General features: G+C 69.8%; 24 protein-coding genes and 1 tRNA gene. 17 read left to right on the top strand and 8 right to left on the bottom strand.

Going from position 1 to position 23,052, the window contains the following annotated elements; all coding sequences use genetic code 11:
* Window positions 1-25: 25 nt before the first annotated feature.
* Window positions 26-616: a winged helix-turn-helix transcriptional regulator gene (locus tag HUG10_RS04065; RefSeq protein WP_179168344.1), complete on the bottom strand. Its 591-nt coding sequence runs from the start codon at window positions 614-616 to the stop codon at window positions 26-28.
* Between the two features lie 140 nt (window positions 617-756).
* Between HUG10_RS04065 and HUG10_RS04060 the strand changes: the two genes are divergently transcribed.
* From HUG10_RS04060 to HUG10_RS04050, 3 genes are all read left to right on the top strand, one after another.
* Window positions 757-924, top strand: a complete 168-nt coding sequence (locus tag HUG10_RS04060; protein ID WP_179168343.1) for an HVO_2901 family zinc finger protein — start codon at window positions 757-759, stop codon at window positions 922-924.
* A gap of 148 nt (window positions 925-1,072) precedes the next feature.
* Window positions 1,073-2,941 carry a Glu-tRNA(Gln) amidotransferase subunit GatE gene (gene gatE / locus HUG10_RS04055; protein WP_179168342.1) on the top strand — a complete coding sequence of 623 codons (1,869 nt, stop codon included), beginning with the start codon at window positions 1,073-1,075 and terminating at the stop codon, window positions 2,939-2,941.
* Between the two features lie 169 nt (window positions 2,942-3,110).
* Window positions 3,111-3,707 carry a uracil-DNA glycosylase gene (locus HUG10_RS04050; RefSeq protein ID WP_179170986.1) on the top strand — a complete coding sequence of 199 codons (597 nt, stop codon included), beginning with the start codon at window positions 3,111-3,113 and terminating at the stop codon, window positions 3,705-3,707.
* Window positions 3,708-3,770: 63 nt separating this feature from the next.
* Here HUG10_RS04050 and HUG10_RS04045 read toward each other — a convergent pair whose 3' ends face one another.
* A complete protein-coding gene (locus tag HUG10_RS04045; protein WP_179168341.1) occupies window positions 3,771-3,971 on the bottom strand; it encodes a hypothetical protein in 201 nt (66 codons plus the stop codon).
* Between the two features lie 59 nt (window positions 3,972-4,030).
* On the opposite strand from HUG10_RS04045, the gene HUG10_RS04040 reads away from it, so the two are divergent.
* The 9 genes from HUG10_RS04040 (at window position 4,031) to HUG10_RS04000 (ending at window position 13,952) form a co-directional block, all read left to right on the top strand.
* Window positions 4,031-4,777, top strand: a complete 747-nt coding sequence (locus tag HUG10_RS04040) for a hypothetical protein (protein ID WP_179168340.1) — start codon at window positions 4,031-4,033, stop codon at window positions 4,775-4,777.
* Between the two features lie 44 nt (window positions 4,778-4,821).
* Entirely contained in the window at window positions 4,822-5,730 is a 909-nt protein-coding gene (locus tag HUG10_RS04035; RefSeq protein WP_179168339.1) for a hypothetical protein, read from the top strand.
* A 53-nt stretch (window positions 5,731-5,783) separates the two neighbouring features.
* A tRNA-Ser gene (locus HUG10_RS04030) sits at window positions 5,784-5,865 on the top strand.
* A 290-nt stretch (window positions 5,866-6,155) separates the two neighbouring features.
* Complete coding sequence (gene rqcH, locus HUG10_RS04025; RefSeq protein WP_179168338.1) at window positions 6,156-8,285, top strand: ribosome rescue protein RqcH; 2,130 nt, start codon at window positions 6,156-6,158, stop codon at window positions 8,283-8,285.
* A 1-nt stretch (window position 8,286) separates the two neighbouring features.
* Window positions 8,287-8,928, top strand: coding sequence for a DUF4013 domain-containing protein (locus HUG10_RS04020; protein WP_179168337.1), 642 nt, complete (start codon window positions 8,287-8,289; stop codon window positions 8,926-8,928).
* Window positions 8,929-8,938: 10 nt separating this feature from the next.
* Window positions 8,939-9,667 carry a DUF4013 domain-containing protein gene (locus HUG10_RS04015; protein ID WP_179168336.1) on the top strand — a complete coding sequence of 243 codons (729 nt, stop codon included), beginning with the start codon at window positions 8,939-8,941 and terminating at the stop codon, window positions 9,665-9,667.
* A 35-nt stretch (window positions 9,668-9,702) separates the two neighbouring features.
* Window positions 9,703-10,770 (top strand): mRNA surveillance protein pelota, encoded by a 1,068-nt coding sequence (locus tag HUG10_RS04010; RefSeq protein ID WP_179168335.1) that lies wholly within the window; start codon window positions 9,703-9,705, stop codon window positions 10,768-10,770.
* A 183-nt stretch (window positions 10,771-10,953) separates the two neighbouring features.
* Window positions 10,954-12,489 (top strand): phosphoenolpyruvate carboxykinase (ATP), encoded by a 1,536-nt coding sequence (locus HUG10_RS04005; RefSeq protein WP_179168334.1) that lies wholly within the window; start codon window positions 10,954-10,956, stop codon window positions 12,487-12,489.
* A 182-nt stretch (window positions 12,490-12,671) separates the two neighbouring features.
* Window positions 12,672-13,952 carry an MFS transporter gene (locus HUG10_RS04000; protein ID WP_179168333.1) on the top strand — a complete coding sequence of 427 codons (1,281 nt, stop codon included), beginning with the start codon at window positions 12,672-12,674 and terminating at the stop codon, window positions 13,950-13,952.
* A 59-nt stretch (window positions 13,953-14,011) separates the two neighbouring features.
* Here the strand turns inward: HUG10_RS04000 and HUG10_RS03995 are convergent, their stop codons facing one another.
* The gene (locus tag HUG10_RS03995; protein ID WP_179168332.1) at window positions 14,012-15,010 is read right to left on the bottom strand and encodes an ornithine cyclodeaminase family protein; all 999 of its coding nucleotides are present in this window, start codon (window positions 15,008-15,010) and stop codon (window positions 14,012-14,014) included.
* Between the two features lie 39 nt (window positions 15,011-15,049).
* Window positions 15,050-15,277 (bottom strand): hypothetical protein, encoded by a 228-nt coding sequence (locus tag HUG10_RS03990; protein WP_179168331.1) that lies wholly within the window; start codon window positions 15,275-15,277, stop codon window positions 15,050-15,052.
* A 213-nt stretch (window positions 15,278-15,490) separates the two neighbouring features.
* Between HUG10_RS03990 and HUG10_RS03985 the strand changes: the two genes are divergently transcribed.
* The 3 genes from HUG10_RS03985 to HUG10_RS03975 are packed head-to-tail and all read left to right on the top strand — an operon-like array spanning window position 15,491 to window position 18,956.
* A complete protein-coding gene (locus tag HUG10_RS03985; RefSeq protein ID WP_179168330.1) occupies window positions 15,491-16,441 on the top strand; it encodes a mechanosensitive ion channel family protein in 951 nt (316 codons plus the stop codon).
* Window positions 16,442-16,481: 40 nt separating this feature from the next.
* Window positions 16,482-18,008 carry a hypothetical protein gene (locus HUG10_RS03980; protein WP_179168329.1) on the top strand — a complete coding sequence of 509 codons (1,527 nt, stop codon included), beginning with the start codon at window positions 16,482-16,484 and terminating at the stop codon, window positions 18,006-18,008.
* A gap of 33 nt (window positions 18,009-18,041) precedes the next feature.
* Window positions 18,042-18,956 (top strand): DNA-3-methyladenine glycosylase family protein, encoded by a 915-nt coding sequence (locus HUG10_RS03975; RefSeq protein WP_179168328.1) that lies wholly within the window; start codon window positions 18,042-18,044, stop codon window positions 18,954-18,956.
* 140 nt (window positions 18,957-19,096) lie between these two features.
* Here the strand turns inward: HUG10_RS03975 and HUG10_RS03970 are convergent, their stop codons facing one another.
* Window positions 19,097-20,026, bottom strand: a complete 930-nt coding sequence (locus tag HUG10_RS03970) for a sulfide-dependent adenosine diphosphate thiazole synthase (RefSeq protein ID WP_179168327.1) — start codon at window positions 20,024-20,026, stop codon at window positions 19,097-19,099.
* Between the two features lie 94 nt (window positions 20,027-20,120).
* Between HUG10_RS03970 and HUG10_RS03965 the strand changes: the two genes are divergently transcribed.
* Window positions 20,121-20,627 (top strand): DUF555 domain-containing protein, encoded by a 507-nt coding sequence (locus tag HUG10_RS03965; RefSeq protein WP_179168326.1) that lies wholly within the window; start codon window positions 20,121-20,123, stop codon window positions 20,625-20,627.
* Window positions 20,628-20,771: 144 nt separating this feature from the next.
* Here the strand turns inward: HUG10_RS03965 and HUG10_RS03960 are convergent, their stop codons facing one another.
* Window positions 20,772-21,005: a UPF0058 family protein gene (locus HUG10_RS03960; protein ID WP_179168325.1), complete on the bottom strand. Its 234-nt coding sequence runs from the start codon at window positions 21,003-21,005 to the stop codon at window positions 20,772-20,774.
* Between the two features lie 216 nt (window positions 21,006-21,221).
* Between HUG10_RS03960 and HUG10_RS03955 the strand changes: the two genes are divergently transcribed.
* The gene (locus tag HUG10_RS03955) at window positions 21,222-21,626 is read left to right on the top strand and encodes a translation initiation factor IF-2 subunit beta (protein ID WP_179168324.1); all 405 of its coding nucleotides are present in this window, start codon (window positions 21,222-21,224) and stop codon (window positions 21,624-21,626) included.
* Window positions 21,627-21,721: 95 nt separating this feature from the next.
* Here the strand turns inward: HUG10_RS03955 and HUG10_RS03950 are convergent, their stop codons facing one another.
* Complete coding sequence (locus HUG10_RS03950) at window positions 21,722-21,901, bottom strand: DUF7836 family putative zinc-binding protein (RefSeq protein WP_179168323.1); 180 nt, start codon at window positions 21,899-21,901, stop codon at window positions 21,722-21,724.
* 78 nt (window positions 21,902-21,979) lie between these two features.
* Window positions 21,980-22,948 carry a transcription initiation factor IIB gene (locus tag HUG10_RS03945; protein ID WP_179168322.1) on the bottom strand — a complete coding sequence of 323 codons (969 nt, stop codon included), beginning with the start codon at window positions 22,946-22,948 and terminating at the stop codon, window positions 21,980-21,982.
* Between the last annotated feature and the right edge of the window lie 104 nt (window positions 22,949-23,052).

Raw genomic sequence — 23,052 nt, 5'->3', positions numbered from 1 at the left:
CGGGACCTCCCGAGACAGTCCCCGCCTAGACTCCTTCCTCGATCCGGTCGTATCGCTCGCGGAACCGCGACTCGCAGGAGGGACAGCAGAAGTGGTACAGCGACCCGTCGAGACGGGCGGTCGCGCCCTCGCTCGTCACGGAGTTCCCGCACTCGACGCACTCGAAGGCGAACTCGGTCGCGCCGACGCTCGGCGTCCACTCCGCGTCGGCGAGCGACTCGACCGCGAGGTCGGCGATCCGTTCGGGGCCGAGCGTCGACTCGACCCACTCGTAGGTCGGGCCGTGGGGGACGCGAGCGTGGGCGAGGACGTCGCCGTCGGCGGTGAGGAACACGTGCTCGACGGCCGCGTCGTCGGAGAGCGCCCCCCGCACCGCCTCGCGCTCCCCCGTCGCCGGGGTGACTCGGAGGAGGACCGGCGTCCCGGCGCGGAGGGTGGATCGGTCGACGTCGATGGTGAACCGCCGGATGACCCCGGCCTCGCGGAGTCGGGAGACCCGGTCGGAGACGGCCGGCGGGGAGAGGTCGACGGCCTCGCCGATGTCGCTGTAGGACCGGCGGCCGTCCTCGGCCAGCATCCGGAGGATGTCCAGGTCGGTGTCGTCCAGGTCGGACATGCGTCGGTCCACGAGCCCCGCGGCAAAGTTCCTGTCCAAACCGCCATTCGGACGCGCTCGGGGACGCTCGGGGGCGCTCGGGGGCGCTCGGGGGCGTACGCATCGGTACGTTCAACACGTATCCCCGCGAGAGTCTCGACATGCAGCAACTCATCTCCCGGAGTACCGGCCGGGATCTCCTGCGGTGCCGCCGGTGCGGCACCGAGTTCCCCGAGGGGCGCGCGACGACGGACGGGTGGCACTACTCGTGCCCCAAGGACGGCTGTGAAGCCACCGGGATCGGCGACGGCCTGAAGCGACTCGACTGACGCAACTCGACGGACTCGACTTTACGGACCACGCCCACCCGATCCCGTCCGGAGTAGGGCTCCCGCCCTGCGGAGACGGAGCCCGGCCAGCCGCGGCGGCCGCCGCGACTCATACCCTTTTTGCCCCCGGACGCCGCACGTCCGCGTAATGACCGACCGCGACTACGACGACCTCGGACTCGTCGCCGGGCTGGAGATCCACCAGCAACTCGACACGGCGACGAAACTGTTCTGCGGGTCGCCGACGACGCTGCGTGAACCGGCGGAGGCGGAGCGGACCATCAGCCGGTTCCTCCACCCGACGAAGTCGGAACTCGGCGAGATCGACGAGGCTGCCCTCGAGGAGTCACAGGTGGAGCGGGAGTTCGAGTACCTCGCGTACGACACGACTTGCCTCGTCGAGGAGGACGACGAACCGCCCGCCGAGGTCGACGCCGAGGCGCTCTCGGTCGCCATGCAGATCGCGAACCTGCTCGACGCGACCGTCGTCGACCAGGCGCACGTGATGCGGAAGATCGTCATCGACGGGTCGAACACCTCCGGCTTCCAGCGCTCGATACTGCTGGGCCAGGAGGGCGAGATCGAGACGCCCGACGGACCCGTCGGGATCGAGGATCTGATGCTGGAGGAGGAGTCCGCAAAACGCGTCGAGGAGACGGACGAGGGCGTCCGCTACTCGCTCGACAGGCTGGGCATCCCGCTGGTGGAGATCGGCACGAAGCCGGACATCTCGACGCCGGCCCAGGCCCGCGACGCCGCCGAGCGCATCGGCATGCTGCTCCGCTCGACGGGCGCCGTCAAGCGCGGACTCGGCACCATCCGGCAGGACGTGAACGTCTCCATCGCCAAGGGGGCACGCGTGGAGATCAAGGGGGTGCAGGCGCTGGACCAGATCGACGAGATCGTCGCGCTGGAGGCCGACCGGCAGGCGGAACTCGTCGCCATCGCCGGGGCGCTCCAGGGGCGCGACGCGGCGGTCGGCGAGCCGGTCGACGTGACCGGGGTGTTCGCCGACACCGACTCCGGCGTCATCGCGGGCGCGCTCGACGCCGGCGGCGAGGTCCACGCGGTCCGGCTCGAAGGGTTCGAGGACCTCGTCGGACGCGAACTCCAGCCGGACCGCAGGCTCGGCACCGAACTGTCGGACCACGCGAAGCGCCACGGCGCGGGCGGCATCTTCCACACCGACGAACTCCCCGCCTACGGCGTCACCGAGGCCGAAGTCGAGGCGCTCCGCGAGGCGGTCGACGCCGGCCCGAACGACGCCGTCGCGCTCGTCGCCGACGACCCCGATACGGCGGAACTCGCCATCGAGGCGGCTGCCGACCGCGCGCGGGCGGCCATCGAGGGGGTCCCTGAGGAGACGCGAGGCGCCAACGACGACGGGACAACGCGGTACATGCGGCCGCTCCCCGGCGCGGCGCGGCTCTACCCCGAGACGGACGTCCCGCCGGTCGAACTCGACCCGGCCGACGTGGAGACGCCGGAGCTCCTCACCGAGAAGTCAGAGCGGTACGCCGACGAGTACGGCCTCGACGCCGGTCTCGCAGAGCAGGTGGCGTACGGCAGGCGGATGCCGCTGTTCGAGGAGGCCGTCGACGCGGGCGTCGACCCCACCTTCGCCGCCACGACGCTCGAATCGACCGTGACTGAGCTGCGACGCGACGACGTGCCCGTCGAGAACGTCTCCGACGACCAGTTCCTCGCCGTGCTCGCGCTCGTCGAGGACGGCGACCTGGCGAAGGAGGGCGTGGTCGACGTGCTCTCGACGCTCGCCCGGAACCCCGACCTGAGCGCCGAGGAGGCCGTCGAGGAGGCCGGGCTGTCGGGGGTCGACGACGAGGAGGTCAGGGAGGCGATCGCCGAGGTCGTGGAACGCAACGCCGAGCAGGTCGAGTCGGAGGGGATGGGCGCCTTCTCCGGCCTGATGGGCGAAGCGATGGGCGCGCTCCGCGGCAAGGCGGACGGCGAGGTCGTGAGCGACGTCCTGCGCGAGGAGATCCAGAAGCGGGCGTGAGCGGCGGGCCGGCCGGCCCGCGGAACGTCGAACCCTCGAACGGCGAATTGGACGGCGGTCGGATTCTCCCGGGATTCCTCCTGGCGCCCCGCGAACCCGCACCGTTTTGAGCGCGCCACCCCTCGATTCAGGCGTGCCCGTTCAGGACGACCTCGCCAACCCGTACGGCATGGACGAGGACTGCCCGAACTGCCCGGAGCTCGTCGCGTGTCGCGAGCGCGTCGTCCACGGTTACGGCGACGCCGGTGCTGAGATCATCCTCATCGGCGAGTCGCCGACCGCGGCCGCGGAGGAGAACGGCGTGCCGTTCACGGGCGACGAGGCGGGGCGCCGGATCCAGCGGGTCCTCGGCGAACTCGGGCTCTCGCGCTCGGACCCGAACGCCGACGAACCGGAGCTCCAGAACGTCTATCTCACCTACCTCGCGCGGTGTCGCCACCCGGACCGACCGGCGACCGACGGGGAGGTCGCGAACTGCGAGCCGTTCCGGAACGCGGAGCTCCGGATGATCAACCCCGAGCTCATCGTCCCGGTGGGCCAGCGCGCGCTGAAGGAACTAGCGGTCGAGTACACCACCCGCGCGCCGGGGAGCTTCGACGCGGAGGCCGAGCACGCGACGACCGTTCGCGGGCGCGGGTTCGAGCTGTTGCCGATGAAGGACCTCGAGGAGTTGACCGACGAGGACGCGGACGCGTTCGTCGAGCACGTGCTCGAGAACGTCTTCTCACGGGACTACCGGCAGACGAAGGGTCGGCGGAGTCGGTAGCGGACGGTCCCGGAGCCGAGAAAGGAGGCGGCGAACGTTTCCTGCCGCTGAAATCGGATCGGGCTACCAGTACGGGGTCCGCCAACGTCGCGGCGCCGTCTTCCGCCCCCAGTACACCCCTGCGGCCACGGCGACACACAGGAGGCCGAGCGTCGCGAGGACGCCGGTCTGCGAGAGCCCCGTCGCTGCGAGCGAGGCCAGCGAGCCGAGGACCACCAGCGCGACGAGCAGCGTTCCGACGACGCCGAATCGAGCCAGTCGCATGGGTTCGCTCCGGCGGCCGAGTGTATAAGCTTGAAGGACGCGCCTCCCGACATCCACACATGACCGTCGTCGTCGTCCTCGCCGACCCGCCTCGCCCCGGACTCGTTCTCCCCGAGCTCGCGGAGACGTCGCCCCTCACGGCCGAGGACGCGGCGGAACTGTACGCCGCGCTGGTGCGGGACACCGTGCTGGCGGTCGAGCGCTCGGGGGGCGAACTCCTCGTGAACTTCCGGCCCGACGACCTCCTCCCCGACGAGCACGTGACGGACACGTCCAGCGAGGCGGAACTCCGCTCGCTGGCCGCCGGGGCGCTGGCGGACGTGACCGAGGCGCGGTTCGAACCGCAGGTCGGCTCGGATGTCTCCGCCCGCGCCGGCAACACGGTGGCGCACCTGCTCCGCGAGGAGGGCGCCCAGTCGGTCGCGGTGGTCCGCGGAACCGCGCCGCTGTTCACCCGGACGGTCGTCGACTCGGCGGCGATGAAGCTCCGGACGAACCAGACGGTGCTCGGCCCGTCGACGCGCGGCCGGACGTTCTTCGCCGGCTATACGGAGCCGGTGGACTTCGCGGACTCCTTCGGCGACGCGGAGCTGGAGACGCTGACGGACCGCGCCCGCGACGTCGGCCACGACGTCGAGTACCTGCCGATGCAGGTCGCGGTCGAGACGGGCGCGGACCTGCGCGACCTCCTGCCGGTGCTCTGGTCGCGCATCGCTGCCGAGCGCATCGTGCCCGAGCACACCGCGTCGTTCGTCCACGACCGGGGGCTCCGGGTGCGCGACGGCGAGATCGTCATCGACGGATAAGTCGTACGGAAGACACTTATCGAGTCCGTTGGAATCCGGTCTCGATGTCCTCCACACGACGCACCGCCCTCGAAGTCGCAGGCGCCACGCTCTTCGGGCTGGCTGGATGTGCCGGGAGGCTCGTCGGAGACGGCGCAAGATCGAACTCGCCGACCGAGGAACCGACCGAATTCCCGACGCCAGCCGCTTCGTCCGCACCGGAGGAAACCGCGGCCGTCGGCGAGGCACTGACCGTCGAGGGCGCGACGGTGTCGATCACCGACGTCCGGGTCCAGTCGTCGTTCCAGTATCACGACTCGGACGATTCGATGGACGTGATCTCCGAGAGCGGCGTCTGGTACGTGTTCGCCGGGGTCGAAGCCTCGGTGGGGAGTTCCGGTGACCCCCCGAGGACGACCGATTTCACGCTGGTCACCGACGGAGGCGAACTCGCTACGCCGACCGGGGTTCAGGGAGGTGGACAGCACGTCCGCGGCTGGGAGGGAGCATACGACGCGGGGTCCACCGCCGAGGGCTGGATCGCGTTTCCCGTCCCGGCTGAATCGTCGGTCGAGGGGGCTCGGATTACGCTCGGCGACGGCTCGTGGCGGTTGGACGACGAGCACGTCGAGAGGGTCGCGGGGCCGAAGCCGACGTTCGAACTCGTCGCGTTCGAGGTCCCCGAGACGGTGGAGGCGTGGAGTCGGTTCGAGGCCTCGGTCACCGCACGGAACGCGAGCGAGGTACCGGGGACCTACAGGGCCGTGCTCAACGTTGCGGGCGGCGTGGCGGCCTACGCGCCGTATCCGTTCGAACTGGAGCTCGAAGCGGGTGAGGAGGCGACGTGGACGAACGAGTTCGGGAGGGACGTGACCGATCCCGGGACTCGGATTCGCCACTACCTCCGGTCGCCTACCGGCGACCGCAGCGCGGAGACGCGGATCCCCGAGCTCTCGACCGGGACTTCGGACTGACCGATGGGGACGAACGGAACGACTTTTGTCCCGCGTCGAGAAGCAACGACCGCGGTGGGATGGCAGAGCGGCCTATTGCGCCTGCCTTGAAAGCAGGTGGCGCAAGCCTCCTGGGTTCGAATCCCAGTCCCACCGACTGTTTCAGTACGCTGAGCCTCCCCTCCGTCAATTAAACTGGGGTTTAGCGTCTCCTCCTATTTGCACTTGGTTCTGGTTGTGGCGCGTGCCGGCGAGCCTCCGTGCTCGCCGGATGCGCTCGAGGGGCGAGCGAACGAAGTGAGCGAGTCGGCTGGGGAGGATGAGGAGAGGGTCGAGGGCTTTCGGGGCGCAGTTCTCGACGGACACGGTCGTTCGGAATGGAGCACAGACGCACCGAACCCATCCCGCAACGCCCAAACGCCCACCCCATCAACGAGACTCCAAGAATGGAGCCGAAACGCGAGATGACGTCGGTCGACCTCACGGCCCTCGTGGGCGAACTCGGTCGCTACGAGGGCGCGAAGGTCGACAAGGTCTACCTCTACGGCGACGACCTCGTGCGGTTCAAACTCCGCGACTACGACCATGGCCGGGTCGAGCTCCTGGTCGAGACGGGCGACGTGAAGCGCTGTCACGTCGCCGACCCGGCCAACGTCCCCGACGCCCCCGGCCGACCGCCGGAGTTCGCGAAGACCCTGCGCGCCCGCATCGGCGGCGGCGAGTTCGCCGGCGTCGAGCAGTTCGAGTTCGACCGCATCCTCACCTTCGAGTTCGAGCGCCCCGACGAGGACACGCTCGTCGTCGCCGAACTGTTCGGGCAGGGCAACGTCGCCGTGCTCGACGAGAACCGGGAGGTCCAGCGCAGCCTCGAGACGGTCCGGCTGAAGTCCCGGACCATCGCGCCGGGCAGCCAGTACGAGTACCCGCAGTCGCGGCTGCATCCGATGGACGTCGACTTCGAGCCGTTCGCGACGCGGATGGCCGAGTCCGACACCGACGTCGTCCGGACGCTGGCGACCCAGTTGAACTTCGGCGGGCTCTACGCCGAGGAGTTCTGCACCCGGGCGGGCGTCGAGAAGGCGACCGACATCGAGGAGGCGACCGAGGAGCAGTTCCGGGCGATCTACGACGCGATCGTCAGGTTCCGTGACCGGCTGAACGCCGGCGACCTCGACCCGCGCGTCTACCTGGAGGACGGCGAGGTCGTCGACGTGACGCCGCTCCCGCTGGAGGAGCGCGAGGGGCTGGAGAGCGAGGCGTACGACGACTTCAACGCCGCGCTGGACGCCTACTTCCACCGGCTCGACCTCACCGAGGACGAGGAGGTCGACGAGTCCCCCGACTTCGAGGCCGAGATCGAGAAGAAACAGCGCATCATCCAGCAGCAGGAGGGCGCCATCGAGGACTTCGAGGAGCAGGCCAACGAGGAACGCCGGCGCGCGGAGCTCGTGTACGCCCACTACGACCTCGTGGACGACGTCCTCTCGACGGTCCAGAGCGCAAGGGAGGATGGGCTCCCGTGGGAGGACATCGACGCGACGTTCGCGGAGGGGGCCGAGCGCGACATCCCCGAGGCCGAGGCGGTCGAGGACGTGAACGGCGCCGAGGGGACGGTCACCGTCTCGCTCGACGGGACGTCGGTGACCCTGGACGCCTCGACCGGCCCGGAGAAGAACGCCGACATGCTGTACAAGGAGGCCAAGCGCGTCGAGGAGAAGAAGGAGGGTGCGGAGGCGGCGATCGAGAACACCCGCGAGGAACTCGCTGCCGTCCGCGAGCGGAAGGAGCAGTGGGAGCAGGCGGACGAGGAGCCGGCGGATGCGGACGCGGCGGAGTCCGAGGGGGACGATGCGGAGGACGGCGAGGGGGACGAGGAGCGGCAGGTCGACTGGCTCTCCCGCGCCTCCGTGCCCGTCCGCCAGCAGGACCACTGGTACGACCGGTTCCGGTGGTTCACCACCAGCGACGGCTTCCTCGTCATCGGCGGGCGCAACGCCGACCAGAACGAGGAACTGGTGAAGAAGTACATGGACGCCGACGACCTGTTCATGCACGCCCAGGCCCACGGCGGCCCGGTCACGGTCATCAAGGCCACCGACCCATCAGAGCCGGCCCGCGACGTGACCATCCCCGAGCAGTCCCGCGAGGAGGCGGCCCAGTTCGCGGTCTCCTACTCCTCGGTGTGGAAGGACGGCCGCGGGGCCGGCGACGCCTACCTCGTCACGCCCGACCAGGTGTCGAAGACGCCCGAGTCGGGCGAGTACATCGAGAAGGGCGGGTTCGTCATCCGCGGCGACCGCGACTACTACGACGACGTCCCGGCGAAGATCTCGGTCGGCGTCCAGGTCGAACCGGAGACGCGGGTCGTCGGCGGCCCCACGTCGGCGATCGAGGAGCGGGCGGAGTCGATCATCGAACTCCGGCCGGGGAAGTTCGCGCAGAACGACGCCGCGGTGAAGTGCTACCGCGAGTTCAAGCGGCGCTTCGCGGACGACTCGTTCGTCCGGAAGGTCGCGTCCGCCGACCGGATCCAGGAGTTCCTCCCCCCGGGCGGGAGCGACCTGCTCGGGGTGTAGGATGCTGCGGGAGGCGCTTCGGTTCCCGTTCCGGGGCGACCGCGGGAACGTCCTCGAGACCCTGGCTGTCGGCGGGGGACTCCACCTGCTCGCGGCATTCCTCCCGGTCCTTCCGCTCGTACCGGTAGTGGGCTACCTCGTCGGTGTGCTCCGTGACGACGGAGGGGACGAGCCGCCGCTGTTCAGGGAGCCCCGACGGCTCCTCCGGGACGGACTCCTCGGCTCGGTTGTCTGCCTCGCGTACCTGCTCCCCCCGGCGGCGTTCCTGCTGCTCACCGTCGGACGGGCGGCCGTGGACGGGATACCGGGCGACGTGCCGTCGTCCCTGTTCCTCGCGTTCAGCACCCTCTCGCTGCTGATCGCCGTGGCCTTCGCGTACGTTCTGCCCGCGGCGCTCGTCGCGCTCGCGCGCTCGGGACTTCGGGCCGCGTTCGCCCCGCGAGCCCTCCTCGGCGCCGTGACGAACGGGCGGTACTTCTACGGCTGGACCGTCGGCGGGGCCACGTTCGGGTCGGCGCTCGCGCTCACCCCGGCCCTGAACCCGATCGCGGTCGGCTTCTTCGTCCTCTTCTACGCCGAGGTGGTCGCTGCGGCCGCCTGGGCCGACGCCGTCCGGGGAAACCGTTTTACTCCGGGTCGGTGACCTGCCACCCGTGATCGAAGAGTCACTGCGGTACCCGTTGAACAGCGACGACCGGGTCGCGACGCACCTCATCGGCGGACTGCTGCTCGTCCTGAGTATCCTCGTACTGCCGGCGTTCGTCGTCCAGGGCTACCTCGTCCGCGTGCTGCGATCCGCGGCGGGCGGCGAGACGGAGGCGCCCTCGTTCACCGGCTGGGGCGGCCTGTTCGTCGACGGGCTCAAGTTCCTGCTCGTCAACCTCGTCGTCGGCCTCGTCATCGCGATCCCGTTCGTCGTCGTCTCCGTCGTGGTCTTCGGGGGCGCCGCCGCGATCGGTGACGCGGGCGGGGAGACCAGCGTCGCGGCACTGAGTCTCGTCGGGATCCTGCTGTTCGCCGTCGCGACGCTGTTCGCCGTCGTCGTGTCGTACTTCCTCCCGGCGATGTTCACGAACTTCGCGGTGGAGGGACGTCTCGGCGCCGCGTTCGACCTCTCGACGGTGAAGTCGATCGCGTTCACCACCGACTACCTCGTCGCCGTCCTCCTCGCGGTGGTCCTCGGTGGCGTCATCAACTCGATCGGGAGCCTGTTCGCCATCGTCCTCGTCGGCATCCCGATCCTCTTCTACGGGCAGGTCGTCACCTACTACCTGTTCGGCCGGGCGTACGCCGAGGGTCGTTCGGCGGCCGGGCTTCCGCCCGCGACCGTCGTGTCGACACCGCCCTCGACGCGGACGACCGACCGCTCCGGCCGCGTCTGAGAAGGCCTTAGTAGCCGGGTCGCCCATCCCCGGCCATGCGAATCGAAGGCCGCGGCCGCGGCGCGGAGGGCCGCGAGCGGCTCACGGTCGTCCCGGAGACGACCGACGACCTCTGGCACCTCTCGCACGTCCTCGAACCCGGCGACCTGGTCGAGGCGGACACGACCCGACGGGTCCAGCGCGACGACGACAACCTCCGGGACACCGGGGGTGAGCGCGAGCCCATGCACGTGACCCTCGAGGTCGAGGACGTGGAGTTCGCGCGGTTCGCCAACCGCCTCCGGGTCGGCGGCGTCATCGTCGGCTGCTCGCGCGAGGACCAGCTCGATCACCACCACACCATCAACGTCGAGGAGCGCTCGGAGCTGACCGTCGAGAAGCACTTCAAACCCGACCAGCTCGAGCGCGTCGAGGAGGCGGAGGAGGCGACCGACGCGCCCGACGTGGCCATCGCCACGGTCGAGGAGGGAGCGGCCTACATCCACACCGTCCAGCAGTACGGCACGGAGGAGTACGCGAGCTTCACGAAGCCGACCGGGAAGGGCGAGTACGCCCGTCCCCGCGCGGAGCTGTTCGCCGAACTCGGCGACGCCCTCTCCCACCTCGACTCGGACGCGATCATCCTCGCCGGCCCGGGCTTCACGAAGAACGACGCCCGCGACTACATCGCCGAGGAGCACCGCGACCTCGACGACCGCATCACGGTCGTCGACACCTCCGCCGCGGGCGACCGCGGGGTCCACGAGGTGCTCAAGCGGGGCGCCGTCGCGGACGTCCAGCAGGAGACGCGGATCGCTCGCGAGGCGGAACTCATCGATCAGCTCACCGAGCGCATGGCAGAGGGCGCGAAGGCCACGTACGGCGTCGCGGAGACGATGGAGGCGGCCGAGTTCGGCGCCGTCGAGACGCTCCTCGTCCTCGACGAGCGCCTCCGCTCCGAGCGCCAGGGCGAGGGCGACTGGGACGTCGACGCGAACGACCTCATCGAGGAGGTCGAACAGAAGGGCGGTGACGTCGTCGTCTTCTCCGAGGAGTTCGCGCCGGGCCAGCAGTTGAAGAACCTCGGCGGCGTGGCGGCGCTGCTCCGGTACCGGCTCCAGTAGCGCGACGTCGGCAGTGGCGTGCCGCCCGGGGATTTGTTCGCCCGCGTCCGAACGGAGCCGGACAGGAGTTCCGGGTATCGGAACGAGGTACCCCAGTACGAGCAAATTATGCCAAGGCTGAAGCGGCTCTGATTGAACGATTTTCACAAATTACTATAATCGAGTCCGTTCTGTTATCCACTGATGTCGAACGCATGGGTCACAGGCGCTTTCGGAGACGAAGCGTTCCCGGACCCCGACGACGCCGACAACGTGACGTACAATCCGTCCTTCGAGCGCCTCCGCGAACTGGCCGCGGGCGGCGAGACGACGACGGAGTACGGCTGTCCGGCGTACGTGAGCGAGCACCGCTCGCGCAACGCCGACCTGACACGGAACGCCGTCGACGACGAGTTCGACGGCGAGGACTACGCCCGCTTCGAGGCGGCGGCCGCCCACGTCGGGGAGCACGAGATGCTCTGTGTCGACCGGCGGATGGGTCGCCACCCCGACCACTCCTCGGTGTGCCGGCTCTTCGTCCCCGTCGAGCACGCGCGGATCGCACTCGCGTGGGCGAAACTGTTCGAGCCCGTCGAGTCTGCGGGTACGGGTGCCGGCGCGCCCGACCCCGACTTCGTCACCGTCCAGCTCCCGGACTGGGACGAGGTCGCGATCCGCGTGCTCCCCGACGAGGGCGTCACGGTCGTACTCGGGACCGATTACTCTGGAGAGGCGAAGAAGTCGTTCCTCCGGCTGTTCATGTACTACGCGAAGCGCGCCGGCGGCCTCGGGCTCCACGCGGGGAGCAAGCGCGTCGTCGCCCGGACTGCCGGCGGGGACGGTGAGCTCGAGGAGGTCGGACAGTTGTTCCTCGGCCTCTCGGCCACGGGCAAGTCGACGCTGACAGCCCACGGACTCTGGCTCGACGAGCCCGAACGAGCGACGATGCTCCAGGACGACGTGTGCGCGCTGCTCCCCGACGGCAGCGTTGCCGGCAGCGAGGGGAACGGGCTGTACGTCAAGACCATCGGCCTCGACCCGGAGGAGCAGCCGGCGGTGTACGAGGCGGTGACCCACGAGTCGGCCGTGCTCGAGAACGTCTCGGTCGACGAGGACGGGACCGTCGACTTCGACAGCGACGAGTACACCGCGAACGGCCGGGCCATCGTCCTTCGCGAACACCTCTCCTCCGCCGACGAGGACATCAACCTGGACCGCGTCGACCAGGTGTTCTTCATCACGCGCAACCCCGCCATGCCCCCGGTCACGAAGCTCGACCCTGACGAGGCGGCCGCGGCGTTCATGCTGGGCGAGTCGATCGAGACCAGCGCCGGCGACCCGTCGAAGGCCGGCGAGTCCATCCGCGTCGTCGGCACCAACCCGTTCATCGTCGGCCCGGAGGGCGAGGAGGGGAACCGATTCCGGGACCTCGTCGCGGAACTCGACGTTGACTGTTTCGTCCTCAACACGGGGACGCTCGGGGACGGGAAGGACATCGGCGTCGACGACACGGTCACCATCCTTCGCGAACTCTCGCGCGGCGCCGTGGAGTGGACCACCGACGACGCGACCGGGCTCACGGTCCCGAGTTCCGTGCCGGGGATGGACATCGGCTCCTTCTCCGTCGCGGAGCACGTCGACGGCTACGAGCGGACGCTGCGGGACCTCAGGGACGAGCGCCGGGCGTACCTCGCCGAGTTCGAGGAGCTCGACGGGGCGATCCGGGACGCCGTCTACTGAGCATGCCCAGAGGGTAATCTCTCGACGGGAGCACCCTCCGGGTGCCGACTCGGTATCGAGGTACCATCGAGGGCCGGACCCGTGGCACCTCGTCGCCGGACGTAGTACCGCGGGCTCGCTCCGGTGACGGTCCCGGTCGCCGGAGTCACCAGCCATAAGGGGGCCATCGATCAATCACTCGTATGGCAGGAATCGACCGCGGGCACGCGATGTGGCTCGTCCTCGCGTGCGGGTTCCTCTTCGTGAACTTCTTCCGCAACTCGACGGCGGTGCTCGCAGGCGACCTCGCGGCCGTCTTCGACGCCACGGCGGCCGAACTCGGCCTCCTCCACTCGTCGTTCTTCTACATCTACGCGGCCGCCCAGCTCCCCGCCGGCCTCGTCGCCGACCGCTACGGACCGCGCAGGGTCGTGGCCGGCGGGCTCGTCGGGATGGCCGTCGGCGTCGCGGTGTTCGCGGCCAGCGGGTCGCTCGCGGTCGGGTTCCTCGGCCGGGCGCTCGCCGGTCTCGGCGGGAGCGTCATCTACGTCGCCGTGCTGCGCTTCTGCGCGAACTGGTTCGCGTCGGACGAGTTCGCGACGATGACGGGCTTCACCATCGCCGCCGCGGGCATGGGCGGCATCCTCGCGACGACGCCGCTCGCCATCGCGTCCGACGCGGCCGGCTGGCGACCGGTCATGTTCGGGTCGGCCGCGGCGATGGGGGTCGTGGCCGTCGGCGTGTACGCGGCCGTCCGGGACCGACCCGACGACGCCCGGGTCGAGGCCGCCGCCGACGGGTCCCAGTCGCTCGGCGACGTGATCGCGGGCGCACGACGCGTGCTCTCGGACCTCGAGACGTGGCTCATGGGGATCATGCTGTTCCTGGTCATCGGGCTGAACTTCACCGTCGTCGGCCTCTGGGGCGTCCCGTACATGGTCCACGTCCACGACGTCTCGGTCGCCACGGCGGCGACGACGGTGCTCGCGGCGAACGTCGGCTTCGCGCTCGGCTCGCCCGTGCTCGGCGCGCTCTCGGACCGGCTCGGCCGGCGCACGGAGGTCATCCTCGCCTCCTGTCTCGTGTTCCTCGCGTCGTACGCGGTCGTGTTCCTCACGGTCGCGCCGCCGCTCGTCGTCGTCGGCGCGGTGCTGTTCGTCGCCATGTTCGTCACCGGCGGCACCGCCGTCTCATACACGGTCGCGAAGGAGCGCCACCTCGACGACAGCGGCGCCGCGACGGGCACGGTGAACGGACTCGGGTATCTGGGCGCGGCCGTGTTCCCGGCGGTCATGGGGCTGGTTCTCGACGCGTACTGGACGGGCGAGGTCATCGACGGGGCGCGCGCGTACACCCCGGCGGGGTACCGGGTCGCGTTCGGCGTCGTCACGCTCGGCGGCGTGGTCGCCGTGGGCTGCGCGCTCGCACTCCACGTCAGGGAACGGCGGCGGACGAATGCCGAGGCGGCGGCAGGCGCGGACTGACCCGTCGGACGAAAAAGCGGACTTCGACAGTGGATTCCCTGCTTCCCGCGTGACGTCGATTACTCCCCGGTGAGCGCCTGGCTAGCGGGCGAGAGGTCGATGGGCGTGCCGAGCCCGTCCTCGACGGCCTTCTCGTACAGCAGGTAGGCGGCGGCGGTCGTCTCGATCCCGGTTCCGCCCGAGTCGAAGATCGTGATCTCGTCCTCGTCGGTGCGGCCGGATTCGACCCCGGCGACGACCTCGCCGAGTTCGGCGTGGACGTGGTCCTCCGTGACGACGCCCGCCTCCAGCGCCGAGATGAACGAACCGGCGTCCCGCGTGACCCGTTTCCGGAGGTCCGGCACGTAGGTGCCCCGCCGGATCGTCTCGTGGTCGAGTTCGCGCTTGTCGGGGTCGTACTGGCCCATCGCGGTGACGTGGCTCCCGGGTTCGAGCTGGTCGCCGTCGAACACCGGCTCGTCGGCGTTGGTCGCCGTGACGACGATGTCGGCGTCCTCGATGGCCGCCGCGGAGGAGGCGACGGCCGCGACCGACGCGTCGAGCGCCTTGTTCAGTTCGCCGGCGAACTCCTCCCGGCTCTCCTTCGTCGGCGAGTACACCCACACCGTCTCGAGGTCCCGGACCGCGGCGGCCGCCTTCAACTGGCCGCGGGCCTGCGCGCCGCTTCCGATGAGCGCGAGCGAGGTCGCGTCCTCGCGGGCGAGCGCGTCGACCCCGACTGCCCCTGCGGCGCCGGTCTTGAAGGGGTTCATCGACGCGCCGTCGAGCAGCGCCAGCGGCTCGCCGGACTCGGCGTCGAACAGCGGCGTCATGAACCAGGCGTCCCGCTCGCCGAAGCCGGCCGAGTACATGTACCCGCCCATCGCGCCGGTCTCGGGGAGCACGGCCGCGTACGTCGTGAACATCCCCGGCGGATCGTCGTTCGCGAGTTTCGTGCGCGGTTCGGCCGGCGCACCGTCGCCCACCTGCCGGTAGGCGTCGCGGACGGCGTCGACGTACTCGCCAGGCGATGCGAGGCCCGCGACCTCATCGCTCGACAGGAACAGCGCCTCGGTCATGACTCGCGGTTCGACGGGAGGGGTGAAAAGGACTGTCGCCTAGTCGGCGTTCGGCGGTGCGACGGACGTCGTCGTCTCGGTCGCGGCCGATCCGGTCGTGGCACCGGGGCCGCGCACGAACATCGCGTGGGCGATGAGGAGCGCGGCGACACCACCACCGACGGGAACGGCCATCTGCACGGACAACCCTGCCAGCGCGAGGAGCGCGGTGATTCCGAGGAGCGCGGCGGGAATGAGGCCGAGAACGTAGTCGTGGTATCCGGTCATAATGTATTACATACTATGGCCGGCGGCCATATAATTGTTTTGCATACGTCCCCTGTGGGGGCTGAGTTGGGGATGGTTTGGCCATCCATAACTTATGGGGAACCCAGGATTCCAATTCTGATAACGCGCCCCTCACGTCCAGCGATTGACGCATGTTAGCAGCCGACAGCCACGTGTGAGAACAGTTACGTGGGGGCCGTCCGACGCCGACCCGTGAAGCGACAACTGGGGTACGGCTCGCTCCTACTGGCCGCCGGGTGCTGGCTCGGTGCAGTGACGGTGCGGGCCATCGCCCCGTTCGAGGGGCTGACCGTCGGCTCGTTCCCGGCCGACGCGGTGCTCGTCCGGGCCCTGCTCGTCGGCGGCGTCGCCTTCGCTGCGTACGGCAGTTACCTCCTCGCACTCCGGCTCGTGCTCCGCACGGAGAACAAGCGACGCGCCCACGACCTCCGGAACGTCCTTCGGCTCCTGTTCGGCGCCGCCGCGGTCGTGACCGCGCTGGGCGCGCTCACCGAACAGTGGCTCGGGGTCCTCCTGTCGCTCGGCGTCGTCGGCTTCGCGGTCACCTTCGCGCTCCAGCAGCCGCTGCTGTCGCTGATCGCGTGGTTCTACATCATGCTGAACCGGCCGTACACGGTCGGCGACCGCGTCCAGATCGGCGAGGCCAGGGGGGACGTCATCGAGGTGGACTTCCTCGTCACGACGCTGTGGGAGATCAACGGGCCGCTCGTCTCCTCGAACCAGCCGTCCGGCCGGGTGGTCACTGTCCCCAACAGCACCGTGCTGTCGGCCGAGGTGAGCAACTACGGCGGCGAGTTCCCGTTCGTCTGGAACGAGCTGACGGTCCAGGTCGCCTACGAGACGGACCTCGCGTTCGCCCGCGAGCGGATGGTCGCGGTAGCGGACGACCACCTCGGCGACGACATGGAGCGGGCCATCGGGCGCTACCGCGAGCGCCTCTCGGAGACGCCCGTCGAACTGGAGGTGAACGAACGCCCGGCCGTCAACGTCGTGCTGGGCGAGTCGTGGGTCGAACTCAAACTCCGGTACCTCGTCCACCCGCGCCGGGGAACCCGCGTTCGAAACGCCCTCTACGAGCGCGTCCTCGATGAGTTCAACGAGCATCCGGACCGGGTCGGCTTCCCGATCGGCCGCAACCGCTGACCGCAGGCGCACTTTTCCCCGTCGCCGTCCAGAGCCGGGTATGAACCGGGAGGACGCGGTCCGGACACTCCGAGTCGCCGGCGTCGGGGTCGCGGGCGCGCTCGGTGGCGGGCTGTTGTTCGTCCCGGAGCGAGTCGCGCCGACCGCAGGTCCGGTCGCGCCCGCGGCGTTCCTCCTCGCCGGTGGCGCGTTCGCCTGCGTCGCGGCCGCGTTCGCCGTGCTCCGGTCCGGACCGTTCGGGACGGGGAGGGGGCTCGTCTACCGCGCGGTCTCGCGAACGTGGGGCTCGCGCGCGGCGGGCGTCGTCGCCGCCTGGCCGGCGGTCGCCGCGTACGTCGCGCTGCTCGCGCTGCTCGCGAACTGGTTCGGCCACCTCGGGACGCTCCCCCCCGACGCGGCCGCCTGGATCTCGGGCGTCGGCCCGACGGGCCCCGTCTCGGCCGTCGAGATCGTCGTCGGCCCCCTTCCCGACCTGCCGGCCGGGCCGATCGGTGCCGCCGCCTGCGCGCTGGCGCTCGGCGTCCACCTACTCGGCCCCCGCCGCGCGGTGACGGCCGTCGCCGTTCCCGTCTGGACGCTGCTCGTCGCGCTCGTCGCGGCGCTCCTGCTCGCGTTCGTTCCCGGCGTGGGCGAGTTCGTTCCCGGCAACTACGACCCGCCGTTCCCGACCGACGACCTCCGCAGGGCGCCGTTTACGCGATTCGCCAGGGGTCTCGGCACGGCGCTGTTCGCGTTCCTCGGCGTCGAGGCCGCGGCGAGCGTGGACGTCGGCGGGTGGTCCCGTTCGAACGACGGGCGTTCGACAGGCGGGCCGGACGCGTCCGCGGGCGTGCTCCTCGCCGTCCTCGCGGTCGGGCTCGTGACGGCGCTGGCGACGTTCGTCTCGCTCGGCGTGGTGAACTGGATCCGACTCACGCTCGCCGACGTGCCGACCGCCGACGCGCTCGCCGCGTACCTCCCGGTGGACCCCGCCCTGTTGACGGCGGCCGGCAGCCTGCTCCTCGGCTGGACCGCGCTCGTCGCGCTCGGGTTCCCCGCCTCCCGGACGCTCGCGGGCTTCTCGGAGCTCGCGGGCGACGATACGTCCGTCGAGCCGGTGACAGCGGGCCTGGTCGTCTGCTACGGTGCGGCCGCGGCGATCTGCTTGCTCGGTGCCGTCGCACCGGCGCTGTACATCGCCGTCCCCGGTCTCGCGATCTCGTATCTCGCCGTCGTGCTCACGGCTGGGGCACTTCCTTGGCGCCGCCCCGACCTGTGGGCCGAGTGCGGCCTTCGGCCGGGCCGTCGGCTCCGGGTCGCGCTGGCCGGGGGCGGCGTCCCGGTCGCCGTCTCGGTCCTCGGGGTCGCGCTCGTCCGCGACCCGTCGGTCGTCCTCTCCTGGACGCTCCACAGGGTCGCTCTCACCGTGCTCGGCTTCGATCTCGTCCGGGACCCGCTGGAGAGCGCGGTCCCCGCCGTGCTCGCCTGGGAACTGGTCGGGCTGGGCCTCCTGTTCGTCCTTCGGGACTACCGCGAGGCCCGCGGCGTCCGCCTCCCGCCGCTGTCGGGGTCCGGCGGCGAACCGTAACCGCCTCACCCCTGCGGTGTCTCGGGTCCGACGATGGAGAGAGGGGCGATCCCGATCGCCGACCTGGCCGGACCGTTCGATCTGCAGGCGACCGTCGAGAGCGGCCAGTCGTACCTCTGGGACCGCGCGGACGACAACACCTACGAGTCGCTGTCGGCCCACGGCGGCGACCACTGGTTCGGGACGGTCGTCCCGCCCGTCGACGGGGTGACCGACGAGCGGGCGGTGGTCCGTGTCCGGCAGGTCGACGGCCGGCTGGAGTGGGAGTCGACTATCGATGCCGTGCCGCTGCTCACGCACCTGCTCAGGCTCGACGACGACCTCGACGCGATCCTCGACGCCACGCCGGACCTCCCGCTCCTCCGGCGCGCGTACGACGCCTACGAGGGGATGCGGCTCGTGCGCGACCCGCCGTTCGGCTGTCTGGTCTCGTTCATCTGCTCGGCCCAGATGCGCGTCTCGCGCATCCACGGGATGCAACGGGCGCTCGCCCGGACGTACGGCGACGAGATGGAGTTCGACGGGCGCACGTACCACGCGTTCCCGACGCCCGACCAGCTCGCGGCGCGGACAGAGGCCGAACTCCGAGACCTGTCGCTCGGCTACCGGGCACCGTACGTGCGGCGGACCGCGGAGATGGTCGCCGACGGCGAGGCCGACCCGACCGACGCGGTGGGGCTGTCCTACGAGGAGGCCCGCGAGTCCCTGAAGCGGTTCGTCGGCGTCGGCGACAAGGTGGCCGACTGCGTGCTGCTGTTCTCGCTCGGCTTCCTCGAGGCCGTCCCGCTCGACACCTGGATCAGGACCGCCGTCGAGGACCACTACCCGGACTGCGAGCGCGGGAACTACGCGGGGACCTCGCGTGCCATCCGGGAGCGGTTCGGGGGCGAGTACGCAGGCTACGCGCAGACGTACGTGTTCCACTACCTCAGGGCCGGCGGGGAGTGACGGGACGTCCTGAGCGCCCCTGATCGAACCGGGAGGAGGGAGATCGGCTCGGTCCAACGCGCCAGCGAGGACCCGGGGGCGCTCCCGATACCGGCGAACGCCGGCTCGACCGACTGCTCTGCGACGCGTTCCGACCCGACTCAGTCGTCGGCGGAGGCTGGGGGTCGACTGCCGAGTTCGACGGACGGCCCGTCGACGTCCAGTTCGTCGAGCGCGAGTTCGGCCGCGCGCTTGCCCGAGACGAGCATCGCGCCGAACGTCGGACCCATCCTGGTGAGGCCGTGCGTCGTCGCCGTGGCGAGACCCGCCGCGATGAGGCCGTCGTGGACGAAGCCGGTCTCTTCGACGACCCTGTCCTCGCTGTCCGCGACCCACATCGAGTCGTGTCCCGGCGAGTCGTGGCCCGGCGCGCCGTACTCGCCGTCCGCGCTCGTGTCCATCCCGGTGTTGTGTTCGCTGGCGTGTTCGACGCCCGGCGCGTCGACGACGCCGCGCTCGTGGAGCTTCGAGACGACGACCGCCTCGTGTCCCGTCGCGTCGATGACGAGGTCGGACTCGACGGCGATCGGGTCGACGCAGGTCAGCTCCCGGGGGAGCGAGTGGACCGGCGTCCAGTTCATCACCACGCCCGCGACGCGGTGGTTCTCCCGGACGACCACGTCGGTGAACTCGGTCATGTTCTGGATGCGGGCGCCGGCGTCGCAGGCAGTCTCGATGAGCGCCGACGAGGCGTGGGGGGCGTCGGCGACGTACAGCCCGTCGGCCCCCTCGGTCTCCTCGGCGGGGACGCCGAGGTCCTCGAGGATCTCCTGGGCCGGGTCGCGCACGGTCAGCTTGTTCATCAGGAAGCCGCCGAGCCAGAACCCCCCGCCGAGGTAGTTGTTCTTCTCCACGACGGTCACGTCCACGTCTCGCTCGGCGAGTTCCTTCGCCGCCATAAGGCCCGAGGGCCCGCCCCCGACGACGATGACGTCCGCCTCGGTGCTGTCCATGAACTCCTCGTGCCACGCGTCCGCGATGGCGCGGGTCACGGCCGCCTCGTTCGTGTCGCTGAATCGATCGAACTCCATACAACACTAGGTAATATCACTCGATAATTAAGCGTTGTCACTGTCGTGGGCCGGCCGAAGTTTCATGCCGCCAGATTCGGTATATTGGGGTGTAATGGACTGTAGGGTCGTCGTCGAGGCCGCCGTACCCGTGTACGACGTCGAGACGACCGACGAGGCGGTTCGCATCGCCATCGCCAAGACCGGCGAGATGCTGAACCCCGACCTCAACTACGTGGAGATCACGATGGGCACCAGGCAGTCGCCCTCAGGAGAGGAACTCCCGCCGGCGTTCGTCGCGGCCGACGAGGCGCTCGTCGCGCTCGAACTGGAGATGACCGTCTTCAACGTGGAGGGGGAGCAACACGCCACGCGGATCGCCCGCAAGGAGATCGGGCAGCGCCTCGAGAACATCCCGCTGAAGGTGCTCGACGTCGAACCCGTCGGGGAGTCCGACGAGGACGCGGACGACGTCGAGGGGGACGGCGGCGGGAGTAGCAGTGACACGGACAGCACGAGCGACGACGGGACGAGCGTCGACGGCGGGGACGAACGGGAGACCGAGAGCGACTCCGACGACCTCCTCCCGGAGTTCGAGGAGATGGTCGAGGACGACAACTGACGAGCGGTTCGACGCGCCTCGGTCCGTTTAGCCGGTTGATAACCCGTCGAACGACACCGCTTGGCCGACGACGACGGGGGTTGTACGGCTACCGGACGACGTAGTCACTCGGGGTGAGAACGGATTGGGTAGGAAGGAACTGGCTCAGTCTGCCTTGGGGGCGACCGCTTCGGACTGGGCCTCGACGACGGACGACGTGATCCCTCCGGCCAGTTTGAATACCGCTGCTTTGTGGTCTGTCTTCGACTTGTGGATCGATGTCGGCTTCACGCCGAGTGTTTCGTACTCGGTGAGGTCGAGATCCGCATCGCGTGCTTCACACTCGCTCCGTACCTCGGCGAGAAGGCCGTGCAGGTGGATGAGCTCCTGCTTCTTCATGGACGAATCTGGCTTGCGACCGGAGGGTTAAAGGCTTATCTTGAGGGGCGTTAGCATAGTTCGCGCCAGATTAACCCGTCGTGGCGTCACGTTACCCACGGCCTATCGGATACTGCTCGGCGGACGCCGGCAGTTAGGATGCCGCTTACCCGTCGAAATCGGGGGAACTCGGCTCCCGCCACGAGAGTTTTACCCGACGCGCACGTCCGCGTACCCATGGCGTACGACGACATGCTCGATCGTGCCGTCGAGGAGGCGCCGGAGATCGACGAGGGCGAATCGCGGTTCGCGGTGCCGGATCCCGAGGTCCGCCCCGAGGGGAACGTCACTGTTTTCGAGAACTTCCGCTCCGTCGCCGATACCCTGGGTAGGGAACCCGAACACCTCCTGCAGTTCATCCAGAACGAACTCGGCACGTCGGCCGGTATCGACGAGCGCGGCCGGGCGCGGTTCACCGGCGACTTCAGACAGTGGCGGGTGGGCGACGCCGTCGACGAGTACACCGAGGCGTTCGTCATCTGCCCGGAGTGTGGACTCCCCGATACGAAACTCGTCACCGAACGCGGCGAGCAACTGTTGAAGTGTGACGCCTGCGGAGCGCGCTCCCCGACCCCCGAGTGAGCACCCCTGCCTGTCGGTAGCGGCCGTGGTCGACGCTGCCCGTCGGGCGTTGGCCGACGGAGGCGTGTGTGAGAAGTTGGGACGGCGGGGAACCGTCAGTGGAACTGCTTGAGCGTCTCGAGGTCTCGCTCGGTCCGCATGAACTCGGCGAGGCGCCGGGTCGCGTGGCAGGACGGACACGAGTAGTTCCTCCGGTGGTCCGTCAGTTCGGTGGGGTTCTCCTCCCAGTTCTTCGAGCACTCGGGGCAGAGCAGCCGGATGAACGCCTCGACCATAGGGAAGGCCGTCGGACGGCCGGTCAATAAAGGTTTTCGCGGAACGGAAAAAACGTGGGACGCGCCGGGGGTGTTCGCCTACGCCTGGAGGTCGTCCGCCGCCTCGAGCAGCTCCTTGTATCGGTTCCGGATGGTGACCTCGCTCACGCCGGCGACGTCGCTGACGCGGCTCTGCGTGAGCGACTCGTTGGTGAGCAGCGCTGCGGCGTAGACGGCCGCCGCGGCGAGGCCGACCGGCGACTTGCCGCTCGTCACGCCCGCCTCCTGGGCGCCCTTGATCAGTTCGCGGGCGCGCCACTCGCCCTCGTCCGAGAGGCCGAGTTCCGAGGCGAACCGGGCCACGTACTGTGAGGGGTCGGCGGGCGCCACCTCGAGCTTCAGTTCGCGGACGACGTAGCGGTACGTCCGGGTCAGCTCCATGCGCTCGACGCGCGAGACCGCCGTCACCTCGTCCAGCGACCGGGGCGTGTTCGCCTGCCGCGCGGCGGCGTAGAGACTAGCCGTGGCGACGCCCTCGATGGAGCGGCCGGGGAGGAGGTCGTCCTCGAGCGCGCGGCGGTAGATGACGGAGGCGGTCTCGCGGACGTTCTCGGGGAGGCCGAGCGCGGAGGCCATGCGGTCGATCTCGCCGAGCGCCTGCTTGAGGTTGCGCTCCTTCGAATCGCGCGTCCGGAACCGCTCGTGCCACGTCCGCAGGCGCTGCATCTGCTGGCGACGTTCCGCCGAGAGGGTCTTCCCGTAGGCGTCCTTGTTCTGCCAGCCGATGTTGGTCGAGAGGCCCTTGTCGTGCATCATGTTCGTCGTCGGCGCGCCGACCCGGGACTTGTTCGTTCGCTGGCCGTTGTCGAACGACCGCCACTCGGGGCCGTGGTCGATGGCGTCCTCCTCGACGACGAGGCCGCAGTCGCGGCAGACGCTCTCGCCGTGCTCCTCGTCGGCGACGACCGTCCCGCCGCACTCGGGACACGCCGTCCGCGTTCGCTCCTCCCGCGACTCGACTGCCTCCTCGCGCTCGTAGTTGCTGATGGTGGTGCTGGTTTCTGTCATGGTGAACTCCCGGAGCGACCACGACCGGTGGAAGAAAGGTTCCCGACGGCAGTCGTCCTTACCCATAGTGAGGTGGCCACAGTATTAAACATATCGGGTACGTG

The sequence above is a fragment of the Halorarum halophilum genome, assembly GCF_013401515.1.
GTDB lineage: Archaea > Halobacteriota > Halobacteria > Halobacteriales > Haloferacaceae > Halorarum > Halorarum halophilum.
Note: the sequence above shows the minus strand (reverse complement) of the source record. Positions and strands in the feature narration are given on the sequence as shown.